General features: G+C 62.1%; 17 protein-coding genes and 1 tRNA gene. 7 read left to right on the forward strand and 11 right to left on the reverse strand.

What is annotated here, in order from left to right; genetic code table 11:
• Positions 1 to 90 precede the first annotated feature (90 nt).
• Complete coding sequence (locus tag CEW89_RS01535) at positions 91 to 1,251, forward strand: FAD-dependent monooxygenase (protein WP_096804649.1); 1,161 nt, start codon at positions 91 to 93, stop codon at positions 1,249 to 1,251.
• 71 nt (positions 1,252 to 1,322) lie between these two features.
• On the opposite strand, the gene CEW89_RS01540 is transcribed toward CEW89_RS01535, so the two are convergent.
• From CEW89_RS01540 to CEW89_RS01575, 8 genes are all read right to left on the reverse strand, one after another.
• The gene (locus CEW89_RS01540; RefSeq protein WP_096804650.1) at positions 1,323 to 2,036 is read right to left on the reverse strand and encodes a 2-phosphosulfolactate phosphatase; all 714 of its coding nucleotides are present in this window, start codon (positions 2,034 to 2,036) and stop codon (positions 1,323 to 1,325) included.
• A complete protein-coding gene (gene tpiA / locus CEW89_RS01545) occupies positions 2,033 to 2,779 on the reverse strand; it encodes a triose-phosphate isomerase (protein ID WP_096804651.1) in 747 nt (248 codons plus the stop codon). Before tpiA ends, CEW89_RS01540 begins: the two co-directional genes overlap by 4 nt.
• 96 nt (positions 2,780 to 2,875) lie before the next feature.
• The gene (locus tag CEW89_RS01550; protein ID WP_096804652.1) at positions 2,876 to 3,187 is read right to left on the reverse strand and encodes a TfoX/Sxy family protein; all 312 of its coding nucleotides are present in this window, start codon (positions 3,185 to 3,187) and stop codon (positions 2,876 to 2,878) included.
• Between the two features lie 13 nt (positions 3,188 to 3,200).
• Positions 3,201 to 3,563, reverse strand: coding sequence for a HesB/IscA family protein (locus CEW89_RS01555; RefSeq protein WP_066701508.1), 363 nt, complete (start codon positions 3,561 to 3,563; stop codon positions 3,201 to 3,203).
• 24 nt (positions 3,564 to 3,587) lie between these two features.
• Positions 3,588 to 4,304: a DUF3307 domain-containing protein gene (locus tag CEW89_RS01560; RefSeq protein WP_096804653.1), complete on the reverse strand. Its 717-nt coding sequence runs from the start codon at positions 4,302 to 4,304 to the stop codon at positions 3,588 to 3,590.
• On the reverse strand, positions 4,297 to 4,944 hold the full coding sequence (locus tag CEW89_RS01565) for a hypothetical protein (protein WP_096804654.1): 648 nt from the start codon (positions 4,942 to 4,944) through the stop codon (positions 4,297 to 4,299). Before CEW89_RS01565 ends, CEW89_RS01560 begins: the two co-directional genes overlap by 8 nt.
• Positions 4,945 to 5,141: 197 nt before the next feature.
• A complete protein-coding gene (locus CEW89_RS01570) occupies positions 5,142 to 5,525 on the reverse strand; it encodes an SUF system Fe-S cluster assembly protein (RefSeq protein WP_066701519.1) in 384 nt (127 codons plus the stop codon).
• Positions 5,526 to 5,585: 60 nt separating this feature from the next.
• Positions 5,586 to 7,091, reverse strand: a complete 1,506-nt coding sequence (locus CEW89_RS01575) for a pyruvate kinase (protein ID WP_096804655.1) — start codon at positions 7,089 to 7,091, stop codon at positions 5,586 to 5,588.
• A gap of 200 nt (positions 7,092 to 7,291) precedes the next feature.
• On the opposite strand from CEW89_RS01575, the gene CEW89_RS01580 reads away from it, so the two are divergent.
• On the forward strand, positions 7,292 to 7,966 hold the full coding sequence (locus CEW89_RS01580; RefSeq protein WP_096804656.1) for a site-2 protease family protein: 675 nt from the start codon (positions 7,292 to 7,294) through the stop codon (positions 7,964 to 7,966).
• Positions 7,967 to 8,015: 49 nt separating this feature from the next.
• On the opposite strand, the gene rimK is transcribed toward CEW89_RS01580, so the two are convergent.
• A complete protein-coding gene (gene rimK / locus CEW89_RS01585; protein ID WP_096804657.1) occupies positions 8,016 to 9,413 on the reverse strand; it encodes a 30S ribosomal protein S6--L-glutamate ligase in 1,398 nt (465 codons plus the stop codon).
• A gap of 333 nt (positions 9,414 to 9,746) precedes the next feature.
• Here rimK and CEW89_RS01590 point away from each other — a divergent pair, with 333 nt between their 5' ends.
• On the forward strand, positions 9,747 to 11,108 hold the full coding sequence (locus tag CEW89_RS01590; RefSeq protein WP_096804658.1) for a nucleobase:cation symporter-2 family protein: 1,362 nt from the start codon (positions 9,747 to 9,749) through the stop codon (positions 11,106 to 11,108).
• A gap of 29 nt (positions 11,109 to 11,137) precedes the next feature.
• Here the strand turns inward: CEW89_RS01590 and CEW89_RS01595 are convergent, their stop codons facing one another.
• Together CEW89_RS01595 and CEW89_RS01600 are read right to left on the reverse strand one after the other, a co-directional pair.
• Positions 11,138 to 11,962 carry a metallophosphoesterase family protein gene (locus CEW89_RS01595; RefSeq protein WP_096804659.1) on the reverse strand — a complete coding sequence of 275 codons (825 nt, stop codon included), beginning with the start codon at positions 11,960 to 11,962 and terminating at the stop codon, positions 11,138 to 11,140.
• Positions 11,959 to 12,870 carry a diacylglycerol/lipid kinase family protein gene (locus tag CEW89_RS01600; RefSeq protein ID WP_096804660.1) on the reverse strand — a complete coding sequence of 304 codons (912 nt, stop codon included), beginning with the start codon at positions 12,868 to 12,870 and terminating at the stop codon, positions 11,959 to 11,961. The genes CEW89_RS01595 and CEW89_RS01600 overlap by 4 nt, the downstream gene beginning before the upstream one ends.
• Before the next feature lie 121 nt (positions 12,871 to 12,991).
• On the opposite strand from CEW89_RS01600, the gene tgt reads away from it, so the two are divergent.
• From tgt to CEW89_RS01620, 4 genes are all read left to right on the forward strand, one after another.
• Positions 12,992 to 14,122, forward strand: a complete 1,131-nt coding sequence (tgt, locus tag CEW89_RS01605) for a tRNA guanosine(34) transglycosylase Tgt (RefSeq protein ID WP_096807093.1) — start codon at positions 12,992 to 12,994, stop codon at positions 14,120 to 14,122.
• Positions 14,123 to 14,398: 276 nt separating this feature from the next.
• Positions 14,399 to 16,804: an endopeptidase La gene (lon, locus tag CEW89_RS01610; RefSeq protein ID WP_096804661.1), complete on the forward strand. Its 2,406-nt coding sequence runs from the start codon at positions 14,399 to 14,401 to the stop codon at positions 16,802 to 16,804.
• A 211-nt stretch (positions 16,805 to 17,015) separates the two neighbouring features.
• Positions 17,016 to 17,462 (forward strand): HU family DNA-binding protein, encoded by a 447-nt coding sequence (locus CEW89_RS01615; RefSeq protein WP_157779723.1) that lies wholly within the window; start codon positions 17,016 to 17,018, stop codon positions 17,460 to 17,462.
• 71 nt (positions 17,463 to 17,533) lie between these two features.
• Positions 17,534 to 17,608: transfer RNA gene (locus CEW89_RS01620), tRNA-Val, on the forward strand.
• Positions 17,609 to 17,798: the final 190 nt, after the last annotated feature.

The raw sequence follows: 17,798 nt of genomic DNA on the forward strand, positions 1-17,798 counted from the left end.
ACGGGAATATGAGAAACACCGGAGGAAACTCTGGTGTTTTTTCTTTGTGCAGAGGTAAACCCGGAGAGAGCAGACTAAAGGAACAGTGCCATGGTGATCGGTCAGGATATTGCGGTTTTGGGAGCGGGCGTCGCGGGGCTTGCGGTGGCGCAGGCGCTGGCGCTCAGGGGCGCCAGGGTGACGGTCTATGAACAGGCCACCGAGATCGCCGAGGTCGGCGCGGGCTTGCAGATCTCGCCCAATGGCGTGCGGGTTCTGAAGGCGCTGGGGCTTGACCCGGAGGCGCATGCGATGCGCTCGAAAGGCGTGCGGCTGGTCGATGGCTATATGGGGCGCGAGGTGCTCTATCTCGATCTCGCCGCTTACCGTCCCGAGGATGCGTTTCTCCTGATGCACCGCGCCGATCTCATCGCGATGCTTGAGGCGGGGGCTCGGCAGAGCGGGGTGGAGATCCGGCTGGCGCATAAGGTGGCCGATATTCAGGGCGATCATGACGGGGTGAGCCTTGTGTTCGAACATGGCGCCGAGGCGCGGCACGCTGTGGTGCTGGGCGCGGACGGGCTGCATTCGAAACTGCGCCCGATGCTCAATGGCCCGGCGAAACCGTTCTTTACCGGTCAGACGGCGTGGCGCGCCACGGTTCCGGCCATGGGCAACGAGCCGCCGGTCGCGATGGTGCATATGGCGGCGGGGCGGCATGTGGTGAGCTATCCTCTGCGCGGCGGCACTTTGATGAATATCGTGGCTGTCGAAGAGCGCGAGGATTGGGTCGAGGAAGGCTGGAACCACGCTGGCGATCCGGCCGAGATGATGCGCAATTTTTCGAATTTCTGTCCGGGGATCAAAGGTGTGCTGTCGCGCGTGACCGAGGTGTCGCGCTGGGGGCTGTTCCGGCATCCGGTGGCGCTGCGCTGGTATTCGGAACGCACGGCCATTTTGGGCGATGCGGCGCATCCGACCTTGCCGTTTCTGGCGCAGGGCGCGGTGATGGCGCTTGAGGATGCCTGGGTGCTGGCCGACTGCCTTGCGACGCTGCCGCTCGATCAGGCGCTCCCGGCCTATCAGGCCAAACGGCGCGCGCGTGTGGTGCGGGTGATCGAGGCGGCGAACGCCAATGCGAAGAATTACCACCTGAGCGGGCCGAAACGGTTTCTTGGCCATGCGGTGTTGCGCTTTGCCGGGGCGATGGCGCCGAAACAGGCGGTGGAGCGGTTTTCGTGGCTCTATGATTATGATGTGACCAAGGGGTGAGAGGTGGAGGACGCCTCCGGAGGGAGTATTTCCCGCACAAAGGAAACACATCAAAGGAACTGTCGGCGCGATCAGGCGATGAAGGCGCCGTCTTGCAGGAGCGGGGCGGTGGTAGAGACGTTGAGGGCTGCGGCCATGTCGATGTCTTGTGGAAAGCCGTAACCTGTTAATTCGCGGCCTGAGACGGAGCAACGCAGGGTTTCGGGGAGGGAACTGGCGGCGAAGGCAGCGCGGGCGATCTGCGATTCCGGGGAGAGATTTGCACTATGTGCGTTGGTCAGACGGTCGGCGATGGCCCCTGCGCCGATCTGGTCTTCGATGGCGGGGCGCAGGCTGCCGTCGGGCCATGTTTCACCGGCGGGGATCAGGGCGATGGTGCCTGTGGGGCCTGCGAGATACGCGGCGCGGTCGGCCACGGCAGAGGCATTGCGCAGGCATCCGACCAGCACGGGGCGGCCCAGATCGCGGGCAGCAAAGGAGATGCGCGCGCCATTGGGCGAGGGCAGAACGAGGGCTGCGCCAGAGGGCAGGGATGTGAGCGTGTCGGGGGAGAGGGAATAGCCGGGGTCGCGGCGTTTTCCGGCCAGTTCCGCACCGAGGCGACCGGCTTCGGCTACAGCGGCGCTGCGGTCGCGGCTTGGGTAGGGGTAAACCCGTGCGCCGCGGGAGGTGGCGACATCGACGCAGGTCGAGAAGGACAGTACGTCAATGACCACAAGAACGTCTGCCCCGGGCGCGAGGCTTTGCGCGCCCGGAAGGCCCCATTCGCAGAGGGTGCGGATCACGCCGCTTCGAGGGCCGAGACGATGCCGGAGAAATCGGCGGCCTTGAGGGAGGCGCCGCCGACGAGCGCGCCGTCGACATTGGAGGTGGCGAAAATCTCCGCAGCGTTGGCGGGTTTTACGGAGCCGCCGTAGAGGAGCGGGATGTCCGATGCGCCCGCGCCGTAGCGGGCGGTGAGCGTGGCGCGCATGTCGTCGTGGACTTCGGCGATTTGATCGAGCGTCGGGATTTTGCCGGTGCCGATGGCCCAGACCGGTTCGTAGGCGATAACGAGTTTGCCGAGATCGACCGCATCGGGCAGCGAGCCGGAGAGCTGTTTGCGGATCACGGCGAGGGTATCGCCCGCTTCGCGCTGATCGAGGGTTTCGCCGACACAGACCACCGGGACGAGGCCCGCCATGGTGGCAGCCATGGTTTTTTCACAGACGATGGCGTCGGTCTCGCCATGGTCGGCGCGGCGCTCGGAATGGCCGAGGATGACGTAATCGGCGCCCGCATCGGCCAGCATGTCGGCGGAAATGTCACCGGTATGCGCGCCGGAGGTTTTCATGTGGCAATCCTGCCCGCCGGTGTCGATTTTCGTGCCCGAAAGCGCCTCGGCCATGGCGGCGACAAGCGTTGCGGGGGGGCAGAGCAGGATGTCGACCTTGGGGGCGGGGAACATCTCCGCGAGTGCGGTTGCTTCCGCGAGGCTGGCTTTCAGCCCGTTCATCTTCCAGTTGCCTGCGGCCAGTTTGCGCGCCATGAGAAAACCCTCCTAAATCGGTTGGGGGCATCATTGCAGCCTGTGGCGGGCAGTCAAGCGGCTGTGGGCGCTAACGTCTCAAATACTTGTGGAAATTCAGAGGGCGTCGAGGGCGCGCCGGGCCCAGTCGGAGGCCAGATCGGGATCGTCGAGGGCCGCCTCGGGCAGGGTCCAGTAATTCATGCCGCGGCCGTTTTCCACCTCGAATTTCTCGAAGTCTTCAGCGGCGAGGGCATCGGCGAAAGCACCTGCGGCCTTGAGGTAGACGCGGCCGTCGGCGGAGAGGATCGCGAAAATCTGGCCTTCTGAGTAGATCGACAAGCCACCCATCATCTTGCGATGGCTGAGCGCGCCCAAGGGGCCGAAGAGGTCGTAGATAAAGGCGATGTCTTCGTCTGTGACTGCCATGACTTGAGCGGCATTATTTCGCGGTGAGGGTCTCGTCGAATTTGATCGACTCGCCACAGCCGCAGGCTTCGACGACGTTCGGATTGTTGAATTTGAACCCGGATTCGAGAAGCGAGACCTGATAGTCGATCTCGGTGCCAAACAGGAACATCTGCGCCATGGGGGCGATCATCACGCGGGCGCCGTCCTGTTCGACCATCTCGTCCATCGGGTTGATCTCGGAGACATACTCCATGGTGTATTCCATGCCTGCACAGCCGCCTTTCTTGACGCCGATGCGCAGCCCCATGGAGCCGTCTTTCTCCATGAGTTTCGCGATCTGTTTCGCCGCAGCGGGGGTGATGCTCACCGCCTGTTTTCCCGGGATGCCGAACATATGCGTGTCTCCTTTGGAAGTAATCTAGTCGTTCAGGGGCGAAATTCCAAGCGGGGGGAGTTGTGCGGCAATGAACATCACCGCCAGCGTGACCGCGATGGCCCAGCCGAAGGAGGCAAGCGTGCCGATGATCACCCATTCGGCTTTCTTGCCCTCCTGCGCGGCCTCGAAGCGCAAAACGGATTTCGCGGCGACGAGAAAGCCGATGCCGCCGGCCATCTGGCCGATGAGCAGAAGGAAGATCAGCCCGCGTTCCAGAAGGCCGATCCAGAACCCGCCCTTGTCGAGGCTGTCGCCTATGGGGTTGGGGCCGAAGCGCTCCATCAGCTTGCCGACCGCAAAGCCGCCCGCGCGGGTGGCGTAGATCGCGCCTGCGGTGAAAAGCATCGCTTTCGGCAGCCACGCAAGGGCGGCGTAGGGGCCTTGGGGGAAGAGGTCGGGGGCGATCAAGGCGATAAGAGTGAGGGTCACGAGGTGCAGCGCCTGATCGGTGATGTGGGGGATAAACGTGTCGGAGAAAAAGCGGGTCTTGACCGTGTCGATGACGATGTGAATGAGGGCCAAGGCGTAGATCATCGGGGAGGCGACCTGCCCGGTGGTGGCCATGGCGGTCAGAAGGACGATGAGAGCATGGAGGAAGAGGGTCTCGGGGCGGGACTTTTCCTCGACCATCCATCGGGTTTGGAAGACGTAATCGGCGAGGACATGGGCGAGGAAGAGGGCGGCGAGGGTTTCAAGCATTGGTGTCTACCTCGATATTTAGTAGTGCGTCAGAGATGATCCTGAAATGAGACGCTTCCAAGGACTTTGCGACGGATTGCCTAGATTTCCCCAATATTTTTCCGGCTTCGCTTTGAGTAATGGGTTTGGTTCGTTCTCTTTCAATGAATAGTAATACTGTCTCAGCCTGCGTCGGCGACCACTGTGAGCTTAGGTAATCCAGAAGAATTGTAGCTGCGACCATGGTGCCGCTGTGAAGATAACCGATTTTTTCGGTCTTTGATCCTTTTGTGCTGTCGAGCATTAGGCCGGATTTAGCGAAAACTTTGTCTGTTTGCTCATTCAAATCGGTCCCGATTTCACCTTCGACTTCCCCCTGAGTAATCCCTATATAGCTATCAAACTCTTCCCCCAACGCCCGCAAGGCCGCCCTAAAACACAGCGCCGACCGCAGTGCATATTTCGGCTCGGCCAAGGCCACCTGCCAGCCATCGCCGCGGTGTCGTGTAAAGTGGAGGCTTTGACCGCCCATCCACTCCGCCTGCATTTCGGCGCAGTCTTCCAGCGCCATAAAGGCGCGTTCCACTTTTTCGGGCCCAAGCCCGGTGGAATTGACCAGATCGCCGGTCAGGACGGCTATTTTGCGGGTTTGATCGCTCATGATGCACCCAATATAGGTTGCTACCCCATGAATGCAACCTATATTGGTTGCTTTTTGGAATATGCATCCAAAATAGGTTGCGTTGTCGCTGGGTTTTCTCACTGGGGTGTCACTGCGACGACCGCACCTGTGGCGGCATGAAAAAAGCGGCCATCGGTGTCTCCGGGGCCGCTTTCAAAGAGGGATCGGGCAGGGGCTTACATAAACCCAAGCTCAAGCCGGGCTTCGTCGGACATCATTTCCATGCCCCAGGGCGGGTTCCATGTCAGTTCGACGTCCACCTGCTTGACCCCCGGCAGCGGCTCGATCGCATCGGCGACCCAGCCCGGCATGTCGCCCGCAACCGGACAGCCCGGCGCGGTCAGGGTCATGATCACACGCACTTCGTTCTCGTCATTGATCTCGACCGTATAGACCAGCCCGAGGTCATAGATATTCACCGGAATCTCCGGGTCATAGACGGTCCGGCAGGCTTCGACCACCGCTTCGTGCAGCGGGTGATCGGTGCTCGACGGTTTGATCAACGGGGCGCCCTCGACCGGGGTGTCCTCCGTCGCGGTGCGGTGTGCCTCTTCGCTCATGCGCGCTAACTCCTATTTCCGAGTAATCATATAGGGAATGGCGCCGACAAGGTCCAGAGATTAGAGCGAGAGATCGCCTTTCCACGACCGAAGCGGGCCGAGGCGGGCGGATTTCTTGGTCATGTGCCGGTCCATGCGGCCGAGAATGCGCGACAGGAAACGGATGGTCTCGACCACGTAAGGCCCCTTGTTGAGCATGACGCAATCGGCGCGCTGTGCCATGGCGGCGTCGGTGGTCTCGGCGCGGGTGGCGAGGCCCTGTTTCATCAGACCTTCGAGCACCTGCGTGGCCCAGACCACGGGGGTGTGGGCGGCTTCGCAGAGCCAGAGGATTTCTTCCTGAATTTCCGACATGCGCTCCAGCCCGATCTCGACGGCCAGATCGCCGCGGGCGATCATCACGGCGGTTTCGGTCAAAGCGCCGGATTGCACGATGAGTTTCGGCAGGTTGCGCACGGCCAGACCGGTTTCGATCTTGAGCACCAGCGCGGGACGATGCGCGCCTTCGGGCAGGCGTTTGTCGATCTCAGCGATCAGCAGGCGGATGTCTTCGGGCGTTTGCACAAAGGAATAGCCGATCATGTCGGCGTGACCGACGACGAAATCGAGGGCGGTGCGGTCGTCTTCGGTCAGCGCCGGAATGTCGATCTCGACGGCGGGCAGGTTGAAGCCCTTCTCGGGCTTGACCTTGACGCCCTCGGGACCGGCGCGGGTGACGCGGAGCTTGGCACCTTTCGGTGTGATCCCAACGACTTCCGCGCCGATTTTGCCGTCGTCGATGAAAACGCTTATGCCGGGGGCGAGGCGGTCGATCAGCTCCGGGTGGCTCAGCGTGGTGGCGACATGTTTCGACTTGGCGGAGGGCGCTTCGCGGCGGATGTCGAGCCGGTCTCCGACCATCACCCGCTGTTTGTTCGGTCCCGCGACCAGCCCGGTGCGCAGTTTCGGCCCGGCGAGATCCATCAGCACCGGCACGTAGCGGCCGATCTCGTCCTGAGTGTCGCGAATGCGGGCGATCATCGCGGCCCAAACCTCGGGTCCGTCATGGGCGCAATTGATCCGCATGGCGTCGGCACCGGCGCGCAGCATGTCGGGGATGAGATCGGGATCGGTCGCGGCCTCGGTCGGCAGCGTCAGCAGGATGCGCGAGCGCGGCGCGCCGGAGGAGCCGGTGCCAAAGAGCGTGTCGCGCCGGGCGGCGAGGCGGGCGGGGCCTTCGGTGAAGGCGCTCGGATCGGGATAGGGGGCTTCGTCACCCGATGCCGCGCCGGAGAGACGGGAGAGCGTGGCCACCACCGCGTCGAGCGAGGCGCGGGCATGCGGTTCGGCGCGCCCGAGGGTGGAGAGGCCGAGGGCGGCGAGATCGGGCTGCATCGGGCTCAGATCGGCGTGGCGCAGGGCGAGATAGGAGGCGAGGTTCTCGGCCGAGGGGCGGAAGGCGGGACGGATGTCCGCAGCCTCCCAGGCGGTCTGGATCGCGTCGGCTTCGCGGGTGATTTTCTCGCGCAGGGCGTGCAGTTCGATCGAGAGGCGGGTGGCGTCGGGCGGGAGGAGGCAGAAGGACATGGAGCACCTGCGGGTTGGATTGCCTTGTGCCCCTGTCTTTCCACCGGCTTTGTAACAGTGCTATGGCAAAGATCAAATCAGGTGCAAAATGCCACAGTTGCGTCGGAGTGTCGTCAGAATGGAACATTATGAGTTGCTTGGCAAAACCCGGCTCGGGCAGGGTCGGTGTGGTGCGTCTTGAGAATGGTATGAGGATATAAATGTTTCGTGATCAACAAGCCATTTTCGAGTTTCGTGGGCCTTGGGGCGTGCCTGTCAGGATCGGCAGCAGCATCCTTCTGATGTTCTTGCTGTTTCTCTCGACCACCGGGTCGGCGACGGATTTGCTTTATGATCTGGCCTTTATCGCCATGCTGATCGGCTCGGTGTTCCTGCATGAAATGGGCCATGCCTGGGGCGCTCTGGTGCAGAGAATCCCCGTGCGCAGTGTGACGATCCACGGCTTTGGCGGCTATTGCCAGCAGGCGCGGGCGGCGACCCCGCGCGAGAGCGAGCTGATCGTGGCCATGGGGCCGATCGTGACGCTCACGCTCTGGGCGGTGAGCCGCCTTGTCGCCAATGCGATGTGGGGTGCGGGGCGGGAATATGACCATGTGCTCTGGTTCTTCGAAACCATGGCCTGGCTCAACGGCTATCTGGCGATCTTCAACCTTCTGCCGATTGCGCCTCTGGATGGCGGCAAGCTGTTCGAACTGATCCTGTTGCGCTTCATGCGCGGCACGACGGCGTCGAGGGTGACGGGCTATGTCGGGATCGCGGGGCTGGCGCTGATGATCCCCTATCTGGTGCTGGGGATGCACATGTATATTTTCGTGCTGTTCTTTGTTCCGGCCATTCTGGAAAACTGGAACCGGATGCGCGGGCAGGTCTACTGACCCGCCCGTCGGTTTAGGCCGCTGAGTTAGGCCGCGCACCTTGCGCAGGTCAGGTTTTGCTACGCCCCTTGCGCGCGGGGGCCGGGCGCATGCGTTTCTCGATCATGTCCAAAATCGCACCGGCGATGTTCTTGTCGGTCGTGGTCTCGGCGCCCTCGAAGCCCGGAGACGAATTGACCTCAAGCACTTTCGGCCCGTCTTCGGCGCGCAGCAGATCGACGCCTGCCATGCGCAAGCCAAAGGCCTTGGCCGAGCGCACCGCCGTTTCGCGTTCCTCTTTCGAGATGCGCACTTTCGAGGCGGAGCCGCCCAAGTGCAGGTTCGAGCGGAAATCGCCGCCCGAAGACGAGCGTTTGATCGCCGCGACCACCTTGCCGTCGATGACGACGCAGCGGATGTCGACGCCCGCCGCCTCCTTGACGAAATGCTGGACGAGGAAGTTCGCCTTGAGGCCCCGGAAGGCGGAGATCACCGATTGCGCGGCTTTCTTGGTCTCGGCCAGAACGACGCCGCGGCCTTGGGTCGATTCCAGCAGTTTGACGATCAAGGGCGCGGAGCCCGCCAGAGCGATCAGGTTGTCGGTGTCCTTCGGCGAGGCGGCAAAGGCGGTCGTGGGCATGCCGATGCGGTGGCGCGCAAGCACCTGATGCGCCTGCAATTTGTCGCGCGATTTGGTGATACCCTCAGAGCCGTTGACGCAAAACGTGCCGATGGTTTCGAACTGACGGATCACGGCAGTGCCGTAAGAGGTGACAGAGGCGCCGATCCGGGGGATCACGGCGTCATAGCGCGGCAGGCGTTCGCCATCGTAATAAATCTCCGGCGCCATGGCGTTGATCACCATGTAGCAGCGCGTGGTGTCGATCACCTCGACCACATGGCCGCGTTTCTCGCCCTCTTCGACGAGGCGCAGGGTCGAAAAATTGTCCGGCTCGCGCGAGAGAACGGCGATACGCAGCGCGCGCGGCGCCACGGTGTCGCGGATCGCGGTGGTGAAATAGACCGCGTCGTCGAGCCGGGGCTGGCAAAAGCTCTCGGACGGCTGGACGATCATGTCGTCGCGAATGGCCTGACGCCCGAGGAGCATCCGGTAGGCCATATTGGTGCGGTTGGTGAGGGTGATCTCGATCGGCCAGACCCGCTCGCCCATGGCGATCTCGGAGGCGATGACATAGCGCAGCTCGGTTTCGCCATTGGACGAGGTCACCTCGCGCCGGTCCACCACATCGGCGGAGCAGGAGATCGTGATGTCCTCACGCCCCGGCACCGGATGGATGTTGAACCGCACCTTGGGGGCGTCCGCCTTGCCGAAAGGTTCGATGTCGAACGCATGCAGCGCCGAGGTCTTGGCGCCGGTGTCGACCTTGATCTTCAAAGCAGGCAGGCCGAGCGCGGGCAGAGAGGCCCACTCTTCCCAGCCTAAAGCGAAAGGAGCTTTGTCCGTCATGTGCGTGTCTCGCAATTTGGGGAGAGGCCGGGGCGCTGCTGCGGTCCGGCCAGATGCGCCAAATGTCACCTTCCGAGGGTTCTGACAAGAGGCTTTGTCGGTTTTGTGACAAAGCGGCGAAAGACGGAGGGCGGCCGCAGATGCGCGATCCGAAACCGGTCAGTTTTTGGACGTCACCCCGGGAAAACAGCGGATTTTGCCGTTTTCTTGCGCGGGGTCTGCCGGGAGGGCGGGGTTCGGACGGTTTGCGACAGGTAACGCTTTCGTCATTGCCGAGGGCGGCTCAGGCTTTTGCTCAGGGGATTTCAAACGGAACAAACTGGGGACAAACATATGAGTCAGGAAAAATTCATGCCGCTGGTCTATCAGCTCGACGATGTGCCGCCACCGCCGAAAGCGGCGCTGGCCGCGGTGCAACATGTGCTGGCGTCCATCGTCGGCATCGCGACGCCCTCGCTGATCATCGGCGGCGCGCTGGGGCTTGGGGCCTATACGCCTTATCTGATTGCCATGGCGTTTTTCGTCTCGGGCATTGCGACCTTTATTCAATGTAAGACCATCGGGCCGGTGGGTTCGGGGCTTTTGTCGCTGCAAGGCACCTCATTCGCCTTTCTTGGCGCCATTCTGGCCGCAGGCTTCGCGGTCAAGGCGCGGGGCGGCTCGCCGGAGGACATTCTTGCGATGATCTTCGGGCTCTGTCTCGTGGGTTCGCTGGTGGAGATCATCCTGTCGCAGTTTCTCGACAAGCTCAAACGCATCATCACGCCGACGGTGACGGGGATCGTCATTACGGTGATCGGCCTGTCGCTGATCAAGGCGGGGTTCACCGATTTCGCAGGGGGCGCGATGGCGGGCGAAGACCTCGGCAAGCCGCTTTACCTGTTGATGGGCTCGCTGGTGGTGGCGATCATCCTTGTGATGACCTTCATCGGCAAGCCGACGCTGCGGATCTCCGCGATCATGATCGGTCTGGTGGTCGGCACCCTCGTGTCGAGCTTTTTCGGCATGGTGAATTTCGGCGCACTGGGGTCTGCGAGCCTCTTTGCCCTGCCGATCCCGTTCAAATACGGCTTTGACTTCGATTTCGGCCTCTTCATCCCGCTGGCCTTCCTCTATCTGGTGACGGCGATTGAAACCTCGGGCGATCTGACCGCCAACTCGGTGATCTCCGGTCAGCCGGTGTCGGGCGATCTCTACATGAAGCGCATCAAGGGCGGGGTTCTGGGCGATGGCGTCAACTCGGCGCTGGCCGCGATTTTCAACACCTTCCCGAACACCACGTTTTCGCAGAACAACGGCGTGATCCAGATGACTGGCGTCGCGTCGCGCCATGTGGGGATGTGGGTCGGCGGTATTCTTGTGATCCTCGGGCTGTTTCCCGTGGTCGGGACGTTCTTCCTGATCATCCCGAAACCGGTTCTGGGCGGGGCGACTTTGGTGTTGTTCTCGACCATCGCGGTGGCGGGCATCCGTATTCTGTCGACCGAAGAGATGAACCTGCGCCGGGTCTATATCATGGCCGTGTCCTTTGGCCTCGCTCTGGGTGTGACGCTGGTGCCGGATTCCACCCAAAACCTGCCGAATTTCCTGAAACAGGTCTTTGCCGCGCCGATCACGCTGGCGGGTCTGTCGGCGATCATCCTGTCGCTGGCGATCCCCGAGGATGCGCAGGCGAAGATTGAGGCGGCGGAGTAAGCGCGTCTTCCTTGAACAGAGCAGGGGCTTTAGCACAGCAGGCGGGGCATGGCGCGGTCATGTCCCGTTTTTCTCACCCAACCCGCAGGCCCGCGCAGGTAATGGCGCGGTGCTTGCGGCAGAAAGGTCGGCTGATCGGCGGCGCTCCAGACGGTGAGGGTCAGTTCCCCTTCGCCGGTCAGTTCGATCTGATTGAAGGTGTTGGGCGTGCCGCGCCTGCGGGTCGAGAGCGCGGTGCCGGCCTGAACGAACAGGACACCCGGCACCCGGGTGAAGGGGGCGGCACTTGCGCTGTGCAGATGGCCCGACAGCACCAGATCGGCGCCTGCGGCGGAGAGCGCGGTGAGCGCCGCCTTGGCGCCATGGGTGCGCGGTTTGTCGAGGGTCGGCGGCTGTTCCAGAGGATGGTGCAGCACGGCGACGCGCAGGCGGCCGTCGTCGGGGCCGAAATGCTCCATCATCCGGGTGAGGGTCTTGTCGGAGAGTCTGCCGCTTTGCCAGGCGAAGGGGTTGACCGTGTTGACGCCGATCACCTGCATCTGCGGGGTTTCGAAGGTCGGTTCGAGATCGGCGGAAATGGCGCGTTTGTAGCGGGCGAAGGGGGCGAACCAGCGCAGGACCAGATTGTCGAGCGGCGTGTCGTGATTTCCGGGGACGGTGAGCACCGGGGCTTTGATTGCGTCGATGAAGTGCCGGGCTTTGTCGAACTGGCCGCGCCGGGCGCGCTGGGTCAGATCGCCGGAGATCACCACAAGCGTCGGCTCCAGCCGCTCGATGGTGCGTAGGAGAGGGGCGGCGAGCGCAGGGTCTGTGCGACCGAAATGCAGATCGGAGAGATGGATGAGGCGGGTCATTGGCGAGGCCTCTCCGGTTTGCGGGGGATGAGGATGCGAAGCGGCACGTCGCTCATGCGGAGGCGCAAGGGGGCGGCAAGGCGGGCCTTCTCGCCGTCAAAGGCGGTGAGGAAAGGTTTGTGCGATCCGCCGTGATGCGCAATCGTCAGGTCTTTGGCGCGGATCAGGGTGAAATCCTGCGCAGGCGGCATCTTGCGCGCGGCCAGGGTCATCGCGAGGCGCAACAGGTCCATCCGTGTACGGGCATGGATCACGAAGGTGGCGAACCCGTCCTCGGAAATGATGTCGGCCCCCTCAAGGCCGAAGAGATCGAGCTGATAGGCGGAGCGGGCGATGAAGACGAGGGGCGTCTTGATCTCATGCACCGTGCCGTCTGCGGTAATCGTCAAACGCATACGGTGCTGCGATTGCAGGATGGTTTTGATCACCGACCAGTAGGCCACGATGCGATGCCGTCCCCAGCGGTCATAGATCGTCTCGCGTTCCTTGAGGATCGCGGGATAGACGCCAAGGGAGGCGTTGTTAAGGAAGGCGCGGCCATTGATCTGGCCGACGCGAATGTCACGGGTCTCGCCATTCCGCAACTGGGCAGCGGCCTCTTCGGGAGCTTCCGAAAGCCCCAGGCCGCGGGTGAAATAGTTGAACGTGCCCATGGGGAGGACGGCCATCGGCACATCGCGCCCGAGCATGGCATCGGCGACAGACATGGCGGTGCCGTCGCCACCCGCCGAGATCACGGCTTCGGCCCCCTCGGCGATCTTGTGGTCGATGAGATCGGAGAGGTCGGTGTCCGGGTCGATGGGAACGATCTCGCAGTCCGTACCGAGGGCGGCGCAGGCGCGGGTGAGCGCGTCGCTGTCTTTTGCATTGGTGCCGGAGTGGCGGTTGGCGAGGATCACGGCGCGCATGGGGGCTCCTGAGACGAGGGTGTCCTCTCAACGCACGAGGCGCGAAATCGTTGCATCTGGCGGCCACCGTCTGGCCTGACGGCGCTTTTGGCGCTATGGCCTCAGCATGACCCAGAACACCATGCCCCAGCGATTCTCATTTTCCGTAAACGCCACCGACGGCAAGGCCCGCACCGGTGTGATCTCCACCCCGCGCGGCGACATTCGCACGCCCGCCTTCATGCCTGTGGGGACGGCAGCGACCGTCAAGGCGATGATGCCGGAAAGCGTGCGCGCCACCGGGGCGGATATTTTGCTGGGCAATACCTATCACCTGATGCTGCGCCCGACGGCGGAACGCATCGCGGCGCTCGGCGGGCTGCACAAGTTCATGAACTGGGACCGCCCGATCCTCACGGACAGCGGCGGGTTTCAGGTCATGAGCCTCTCCGATCTGCGCAAGCTGACGGAAGAGGGCGTGACCTTCCGCTCGCATGTCGACGGCTCGAAACATTTCCTCTCGCCCGAACGCTCGATGGAAATTCAGAAACTGCTGGGCTCCGACATCGTCATGTGTTTCGACGAATGCCCTGCGCTTCCGGCGGATCGCGACAGGATTGCGTCCTCCATGCGGCTGTCGATGCGCTGGGCGGCGCGCTCGAAAGAGGCCTTCGGGGATCGTCCGGGCCATGCGTTGTTCGGCATTCAGCAGGGGGGGCTGGAGCGCGATTTTCGTGAAGAAAGCGCCAGTGCCCTCAAAGAGATCGGCTTTGACGGCTATGCGATCGGCGGGCTTGCGGTGGGCGAGGGGCAGGAGCTGATGTTCCAGACGCTCGATTTCGCGCCGGGGTTCCTGCCGGAAGACAAGCCGCGTTACCTGATGGGCGTGGGCAAGCCGGACGACATCGTGGGCGCGGTGAAACGCGGCGTCGATATGATGGATTGCGTGCTGCCGTCGCGGTCGGGGCGCACGGGGCAGGCCTGGACCCGCCGCGGGCAGGTCAACATCAAGAACGCGCGCCATGCCGACGATCCACGCCCCTTGGACGAACATTGCACATGCCCGGCCTGCCGAAACTACTCGCGCGCCTATCTGCACCATGTGTTCCGCAGCCAGGAAATCATCTCCTCGATGCTGCTGACCTGGCACAACCTGCATTATTTCCAGGAGATCATGCAGGGCATGCGCGACGCGATTGCGGGCGGGACCTTCGAGGCCTGGGAAAAGGACTTCCACGACACCCGCGCGCTGGGGGACATCGAGCCGATCTGAGCCCTGTGAGGCAATGGGCGGGGCTGTGGTTTGAAATGTATCGGTTTTTTGACGTCGCTGTTCCGGTCGCGGGACGGTCGGGCTTCGAAATCGTGAAAATCCGGTGAAATCCACCCTTGCCCGTGGGCCGCATGAAAGGCAGACTGTTTCCCAAGTCGCAACTTGACTTGGTTGAAATCATGGGGACAGGCCCCCAGATATAGAGCCAAGACAGGAAAGACCGGATGGTTGCCGCAGGGGCGGGGCCTGGGTCTTTTGCCAGAACAAGGAATGAACATGCACGAGCAAATCCAATCCTATCCCGTCCTGCCGCTGCGCGATATCGTGGTGTTTCCCCACATGGTCGTGCCGCTGTTCGTCGGTCGGGAAAAATCGGTCAAGGCGCTCGAAGAGGTGATGGCGCAGGACAAGCAAATCCTGCTCTCCGCCCAGATGGACCCGTCGGTGGACGATCCGTCGGAGGACGGCATCTTTCGCGTCGGCGTGCTGGCCAATGTGTTGCAGCTTCTGAAATTGCCGGACGGCACCGTCAAGGTGCTGGTCGAGGGCGAGCGTCGGGTGCGGCTCGAACGGTTTCTCGAAAACGACAGCCATTTCGAGGCGGAGATCACGCCCCTGGAGGAAAGCGCAGGCGATGCCGATGCGGTGACGGCGCTTCTGCGCTCCGTGCGCGAGGAATTCGAGCATTACGCCAAGGTGAAAAAGAACATCCCCGAAGAGGCGCTTGTCGCCGTCTCCGAGACGCGCGAGCCGGCAAAACTCGCCGATCTCGTGGCGGGGCATCTTGGCGTCGAGGTGGACGAGAAGCAGAAACTTCTGGAAACCCTTGCGGTGGACGAACGGCTTGAGGCCGTGTTCGGGCTGATGCAGGGCGAAATGTCCGTGCTTCAGGTCGAGAAAAAGATCAAGACCCGCGTCAAGTCGCAAATGGAGAAAACCCAGCGCGAATATTATCTGAATGAGCAGATGAAGGCCATTCAGAAGGAGCTGGGCGATGGCGAGGATGGGGCCGGTGAGATTGCCGAGCTCGAAGAGAAGATCGCCGCCACCAAGCTCTCGAAAGAGGCGCGTGAAAAGGCCGAGGGCGAGCTCAAGAAGCTCAAGAACATGTCGCCGATGTCGGCCGAAGCCACGGTTGTGCGCAATTATCTCGACTGGATGCTGTCGATCCCGTGGGGCACGAAGTCCCGCGTCAAAAAGGATCTGAACCGGGCGCAGGAAATCCTCGATCACGATCACTACGGGCTTGAGAAGGTCAAGGAGCGGATCGTCGAGTATCTCGCCGTGCAACAGCGCAGCCAGAAGCTCAAAGGTCCGATCCTCTGCCTCGTCGGCCCGCCGGGCGTGGGTAAGACGTCTTTGGGCAAATCGGTCGCCAAGGCCACGGGGCGCGAGTTTATTCGCATCTCACTGGGCGGCGTGCGCGACGAGAGCGAGATCCGCGGTCACCGCCGGACGTACATTGGCTCCATGCCGGGCAAGATCATTCAGGCGCTGAAAAAGGCGAAGACGACGAACCCGCTTATCTTGCTCGATGAGATCGACAAGATGGGGCAGGATTTCCGGGGCGATCCGGCATCGGCTATGCTCGAAGTGCTTGATCCGGAACAAAACTCCACCTTTGTGGATCACTATATGGAGGTCGAATACGATCTTTCCAACGTGATGTTCCTGACCACGTCGAACAGCTACAACATGCCGGGGCCGCTTCTCGACCGGATGGAAATCATCCCGCTCTCGGGCTACACCGAGGACGAGAAATCGGAGATCGCGAAACAGTATCTGATCCCGAAACAGATCAAGAACCACGGCCTCAAGGCCAAGGAATTCTCTGTGACGGATGAGGCTGTGACGGATGTGATCCGCTACTACACCCGCGAGGCGGGGGTGCGGAATCTCGAACGCGAGTTTGCCAAGATGGCGCGCAAAGCGGTGACGCAGATCGTGCGCAAACAGGCGGACAGTGTCGAGGTGAACTCCGGCAACATCGAGGACTTCCTCGGCGTGAAGAAATTCCGCTACGGTCTCGCCGAGAAAGAGGATCAGATCGGGGTTGTCACCGGCTTGGCCTATACCTCGGTCGGTGGCGATCTGTTGCAGATCGAGGCGCTGAAACTGCCTGGCAAGGGGCGGATGAAGACCACGGGGAAACTGGGCGATGTGATGAAAGAATCCATCGACGCGGCCAGCTCCTATGTGCGTTCCATCGCGCCGCAGATCGGGGTGAAACCGCCGGTGTTCGACACGATCGACATCCACGTGCACGTCCCGGACGGCGCGACGCCGAAGGACGGGCCGTCGGCCGGTCTGGCGATGGTGACGACGATTGTGTCGGTGCTGACGCAGATCCCGGTGCGCAAGGACATCGCGATGACCGGCGAGGTGTCTCTGCGCGGCAATGCCACCGCCATCGGCGGGCTCAAGGAGAAACTTCTGGCGGCTCTGCGGGGCGGCATCAAAACCGTGTTGATCCCGGAAGAGAACGTCAAGGATCTGGCCGAGATCCCGGACAATGTGAAGGAGGGGATGGAGATCATTCCTGTCACCCATGTGTCCGAGGTTCTCAAACACGCGCTGGTGCGCCAGCCGGAACCGATTGAGTGGGACGAGGCCGCCGAAGAGGCCGCGCGTCTGGCCAAGCTCTCCGGCAGCGGCGAAAGTCAGGGGGCGACGGCGCACTGAGTGGCGATCCGGAAACAATTGTGGGAAAGCCGGCCTTCGGGTCGGCTTTTTTGCTTTTGGGGGCGGGGAGATGCACAGGGTTTGGGCAAATAAACCTTTGGTTCATCAAGGCGCTAGAACCATGGTTCCGAGGCCATTTCTCGTTTGCAGCGTACGGGGGGGCGAGAGTAAGGTTTCCACAACGGAAACAAACCACCAGAGGGGCTCTCTTATGGCTGCGCGGACCACCGCAACCCGGAAAACCAAGACCACTGCGAAAACATCGACGGCAAAGAAAGCCGCTGCGAAAAAGACCGTGCCGATCAGCATGGAGCCCGCGCCGGTTGAGGCGCCCGAAACCACGGTGGTGACGACCATGAAGAAGAAAGATTTCATCGACCGGGTGGCCGAGGCCTCCGGCGTCAAGCGCGGCGAGGCCAAGAAAGCGGTCGAGGCGACGCTCAAGGAACTGGGCGATGCGCTTCAGCGTGGTGAGGAGCTGAACCTGCCGCCTTTGGGCAAAATGTCTGTGAAACGACAACAGGACGGCACCGGCGCGCATGTCATCGTGGCCAAGCTGCGCCGGTCCAAGACCATGCTGGGCGAGGAGGTCGAGGGCGGCGAGGCCCCGGCAGAGAGCCCTAAGGAGAGCCCGGAAACGCTCGCCGGCGAAAACTGAGGTTCCGGCAAATTTTCTGGCAAAAGCCTCTTGCATCCGAATTTGCCAGAGGCTAAACACCGCGCCACGGCGGGTGATTAGCTCAGTGGTAGAGCGCTTCGTTCACATCGAAGATGTCAGGAGTTCAAATCTCTTATCACCCACCATTCTATCCCTTTGAAATCAAATAAAACCCTTACAAATAAGGGTTTGTGGCCGTTTTGAGGTTACAACTTTGGTTACAAGTGGAATTCCGAAATGGCTGGCAAAGTCCGTCACTTGGTGAATCGTTCCGGGCGTTATCATGCGCGGTTGGTGTTCTCGAAAGAACTTCGCACGATCATCGGAAAAACGGAA

This window comes from Celeribacter ethanolicus, assembly GCF_002407265.1.
Classification (GTDB): Bacteria; Pseudomonadota; Alphaproteobacteria; order Rhodobacterales; family Rhodobacteraceae; genus Celeribacter; species Celeribacter ethanolicus.

Excerpts from the sequence above, each read along its gene's own strand:
- CEW89_RS01535 (WP_096804649.1), top strand. The coding sequence starts at position 91 with ATGGTGATCGGTCAGGATATTGCGGTTTTGGGAGCGGGCGTCGCGGGG.
- tpiA (WP_096804651.1), bottom strand. The coding sequence starts at position 2,779 with ATGGCGCGCAAACTGGCCGCAGGCAACTGGAAGATGAACGGGCTGAAA.
- CEW89_RS01550 (WP_096804652.1), bottom strand. The coding sequence starts at position 3,187 with ATGGCAGTCACAGACGAAGACATCGCCTTTATCTACGACCTCTTCGGC.
- CEW89_RS01555 (WP_066701508.1), bottom strand. The coding sequence starts at position 3,563 with ATGTTCGGCATCCCGGGAAAACAGGCGGTGAGCATCACCCCCGCTGCG.
- CEW89_RS01560 (WP_096804653.1), bottom strand. The coding sequence starts at position 4,304 with ATGCTTGAAACCCTCGCCGCCCTCTTCCTCGCCCATGTCCTCGCCGAT.
- CEW89_RS01565 (WP_096804654.1), bottom strand. The coding sequence starts at position 4,944 with ATGAGCGATCAAACCCGCAAAATAGCCGTCCTGACCGGCGATCTGGTC.
- CEW89_RS01570 (WP_066701519.1), bottom strand. The coding sequence starts at position 5,525 with ATGAGCGAAGAGGCACACCGCACCGCGACGGAGGACACCCCGGTCGAG.
- CEW89_RS01575 (WP_096804655.1), bottom strand. The coding sequence starts at position 7,091 with ATGTCCTTCTGCCTCCTCCCGCCCGACGCCACCCGCCTCTCGATCGAA.
- CEW89_RS01580 (WP_096804656.1), top strand. The coding sequence starts at position 7,292 with ATGTTTCGTGATCAACAAGCCATTTTCGAGTTTCGTGGGCCTTGGGGC.
- rimK (WP_096804657.1), bottom strand. The coding sequence starts at position 9,413 with ATGACGGACAAAGCTCCTTTCGCTTTAGGCTGGGAAGAGTGGGCCTCT.
- CEW89_RS01590 (WP_096804658.1), top strand. The coding sequence starts at position 9,747 with ATGAGTCAGGAAAAATTCATGCCGCTGGTCTATCAGCTCGACGATGTG.
- CEW89_RS01595 (WP_096804659.1), bottom strand. The coding sequence starts at position 11,962 with ATGACCCGCCTCATCCATCTCTCCGATCTGCATTTCGGTCGCACAGAC.
- CEW89_RS01600 (WP_096804660.1), bottom strand. The coding sequence starts at position 12,870 with ATGCGCGCCGTGATCCTCGCCAACCGCCACTCCGGCACCAATGCAAAA.
- tgt (WP_096807093.1), top strand. The coding sequence starts at position 12,992 with ATGCCCCAGCGATTCTCATTTTCCGTAAACGCCACCGACGGCAAGGCC.
- lon (WP_096804661.1), top strand. The coding sequence starts at position 14,399 with ATGCACGAGCAAATCCAATCCTATCCCGTCCTGCCGCTGCGCGATATC.
- CEW89_RS01615 (WP_157779723.1), top strand. The coding sequence starts at position 17,016 with ATGGCTGCGCGGACCACCGCAACCCGGAAAACCAAGACCACTGCGAAA.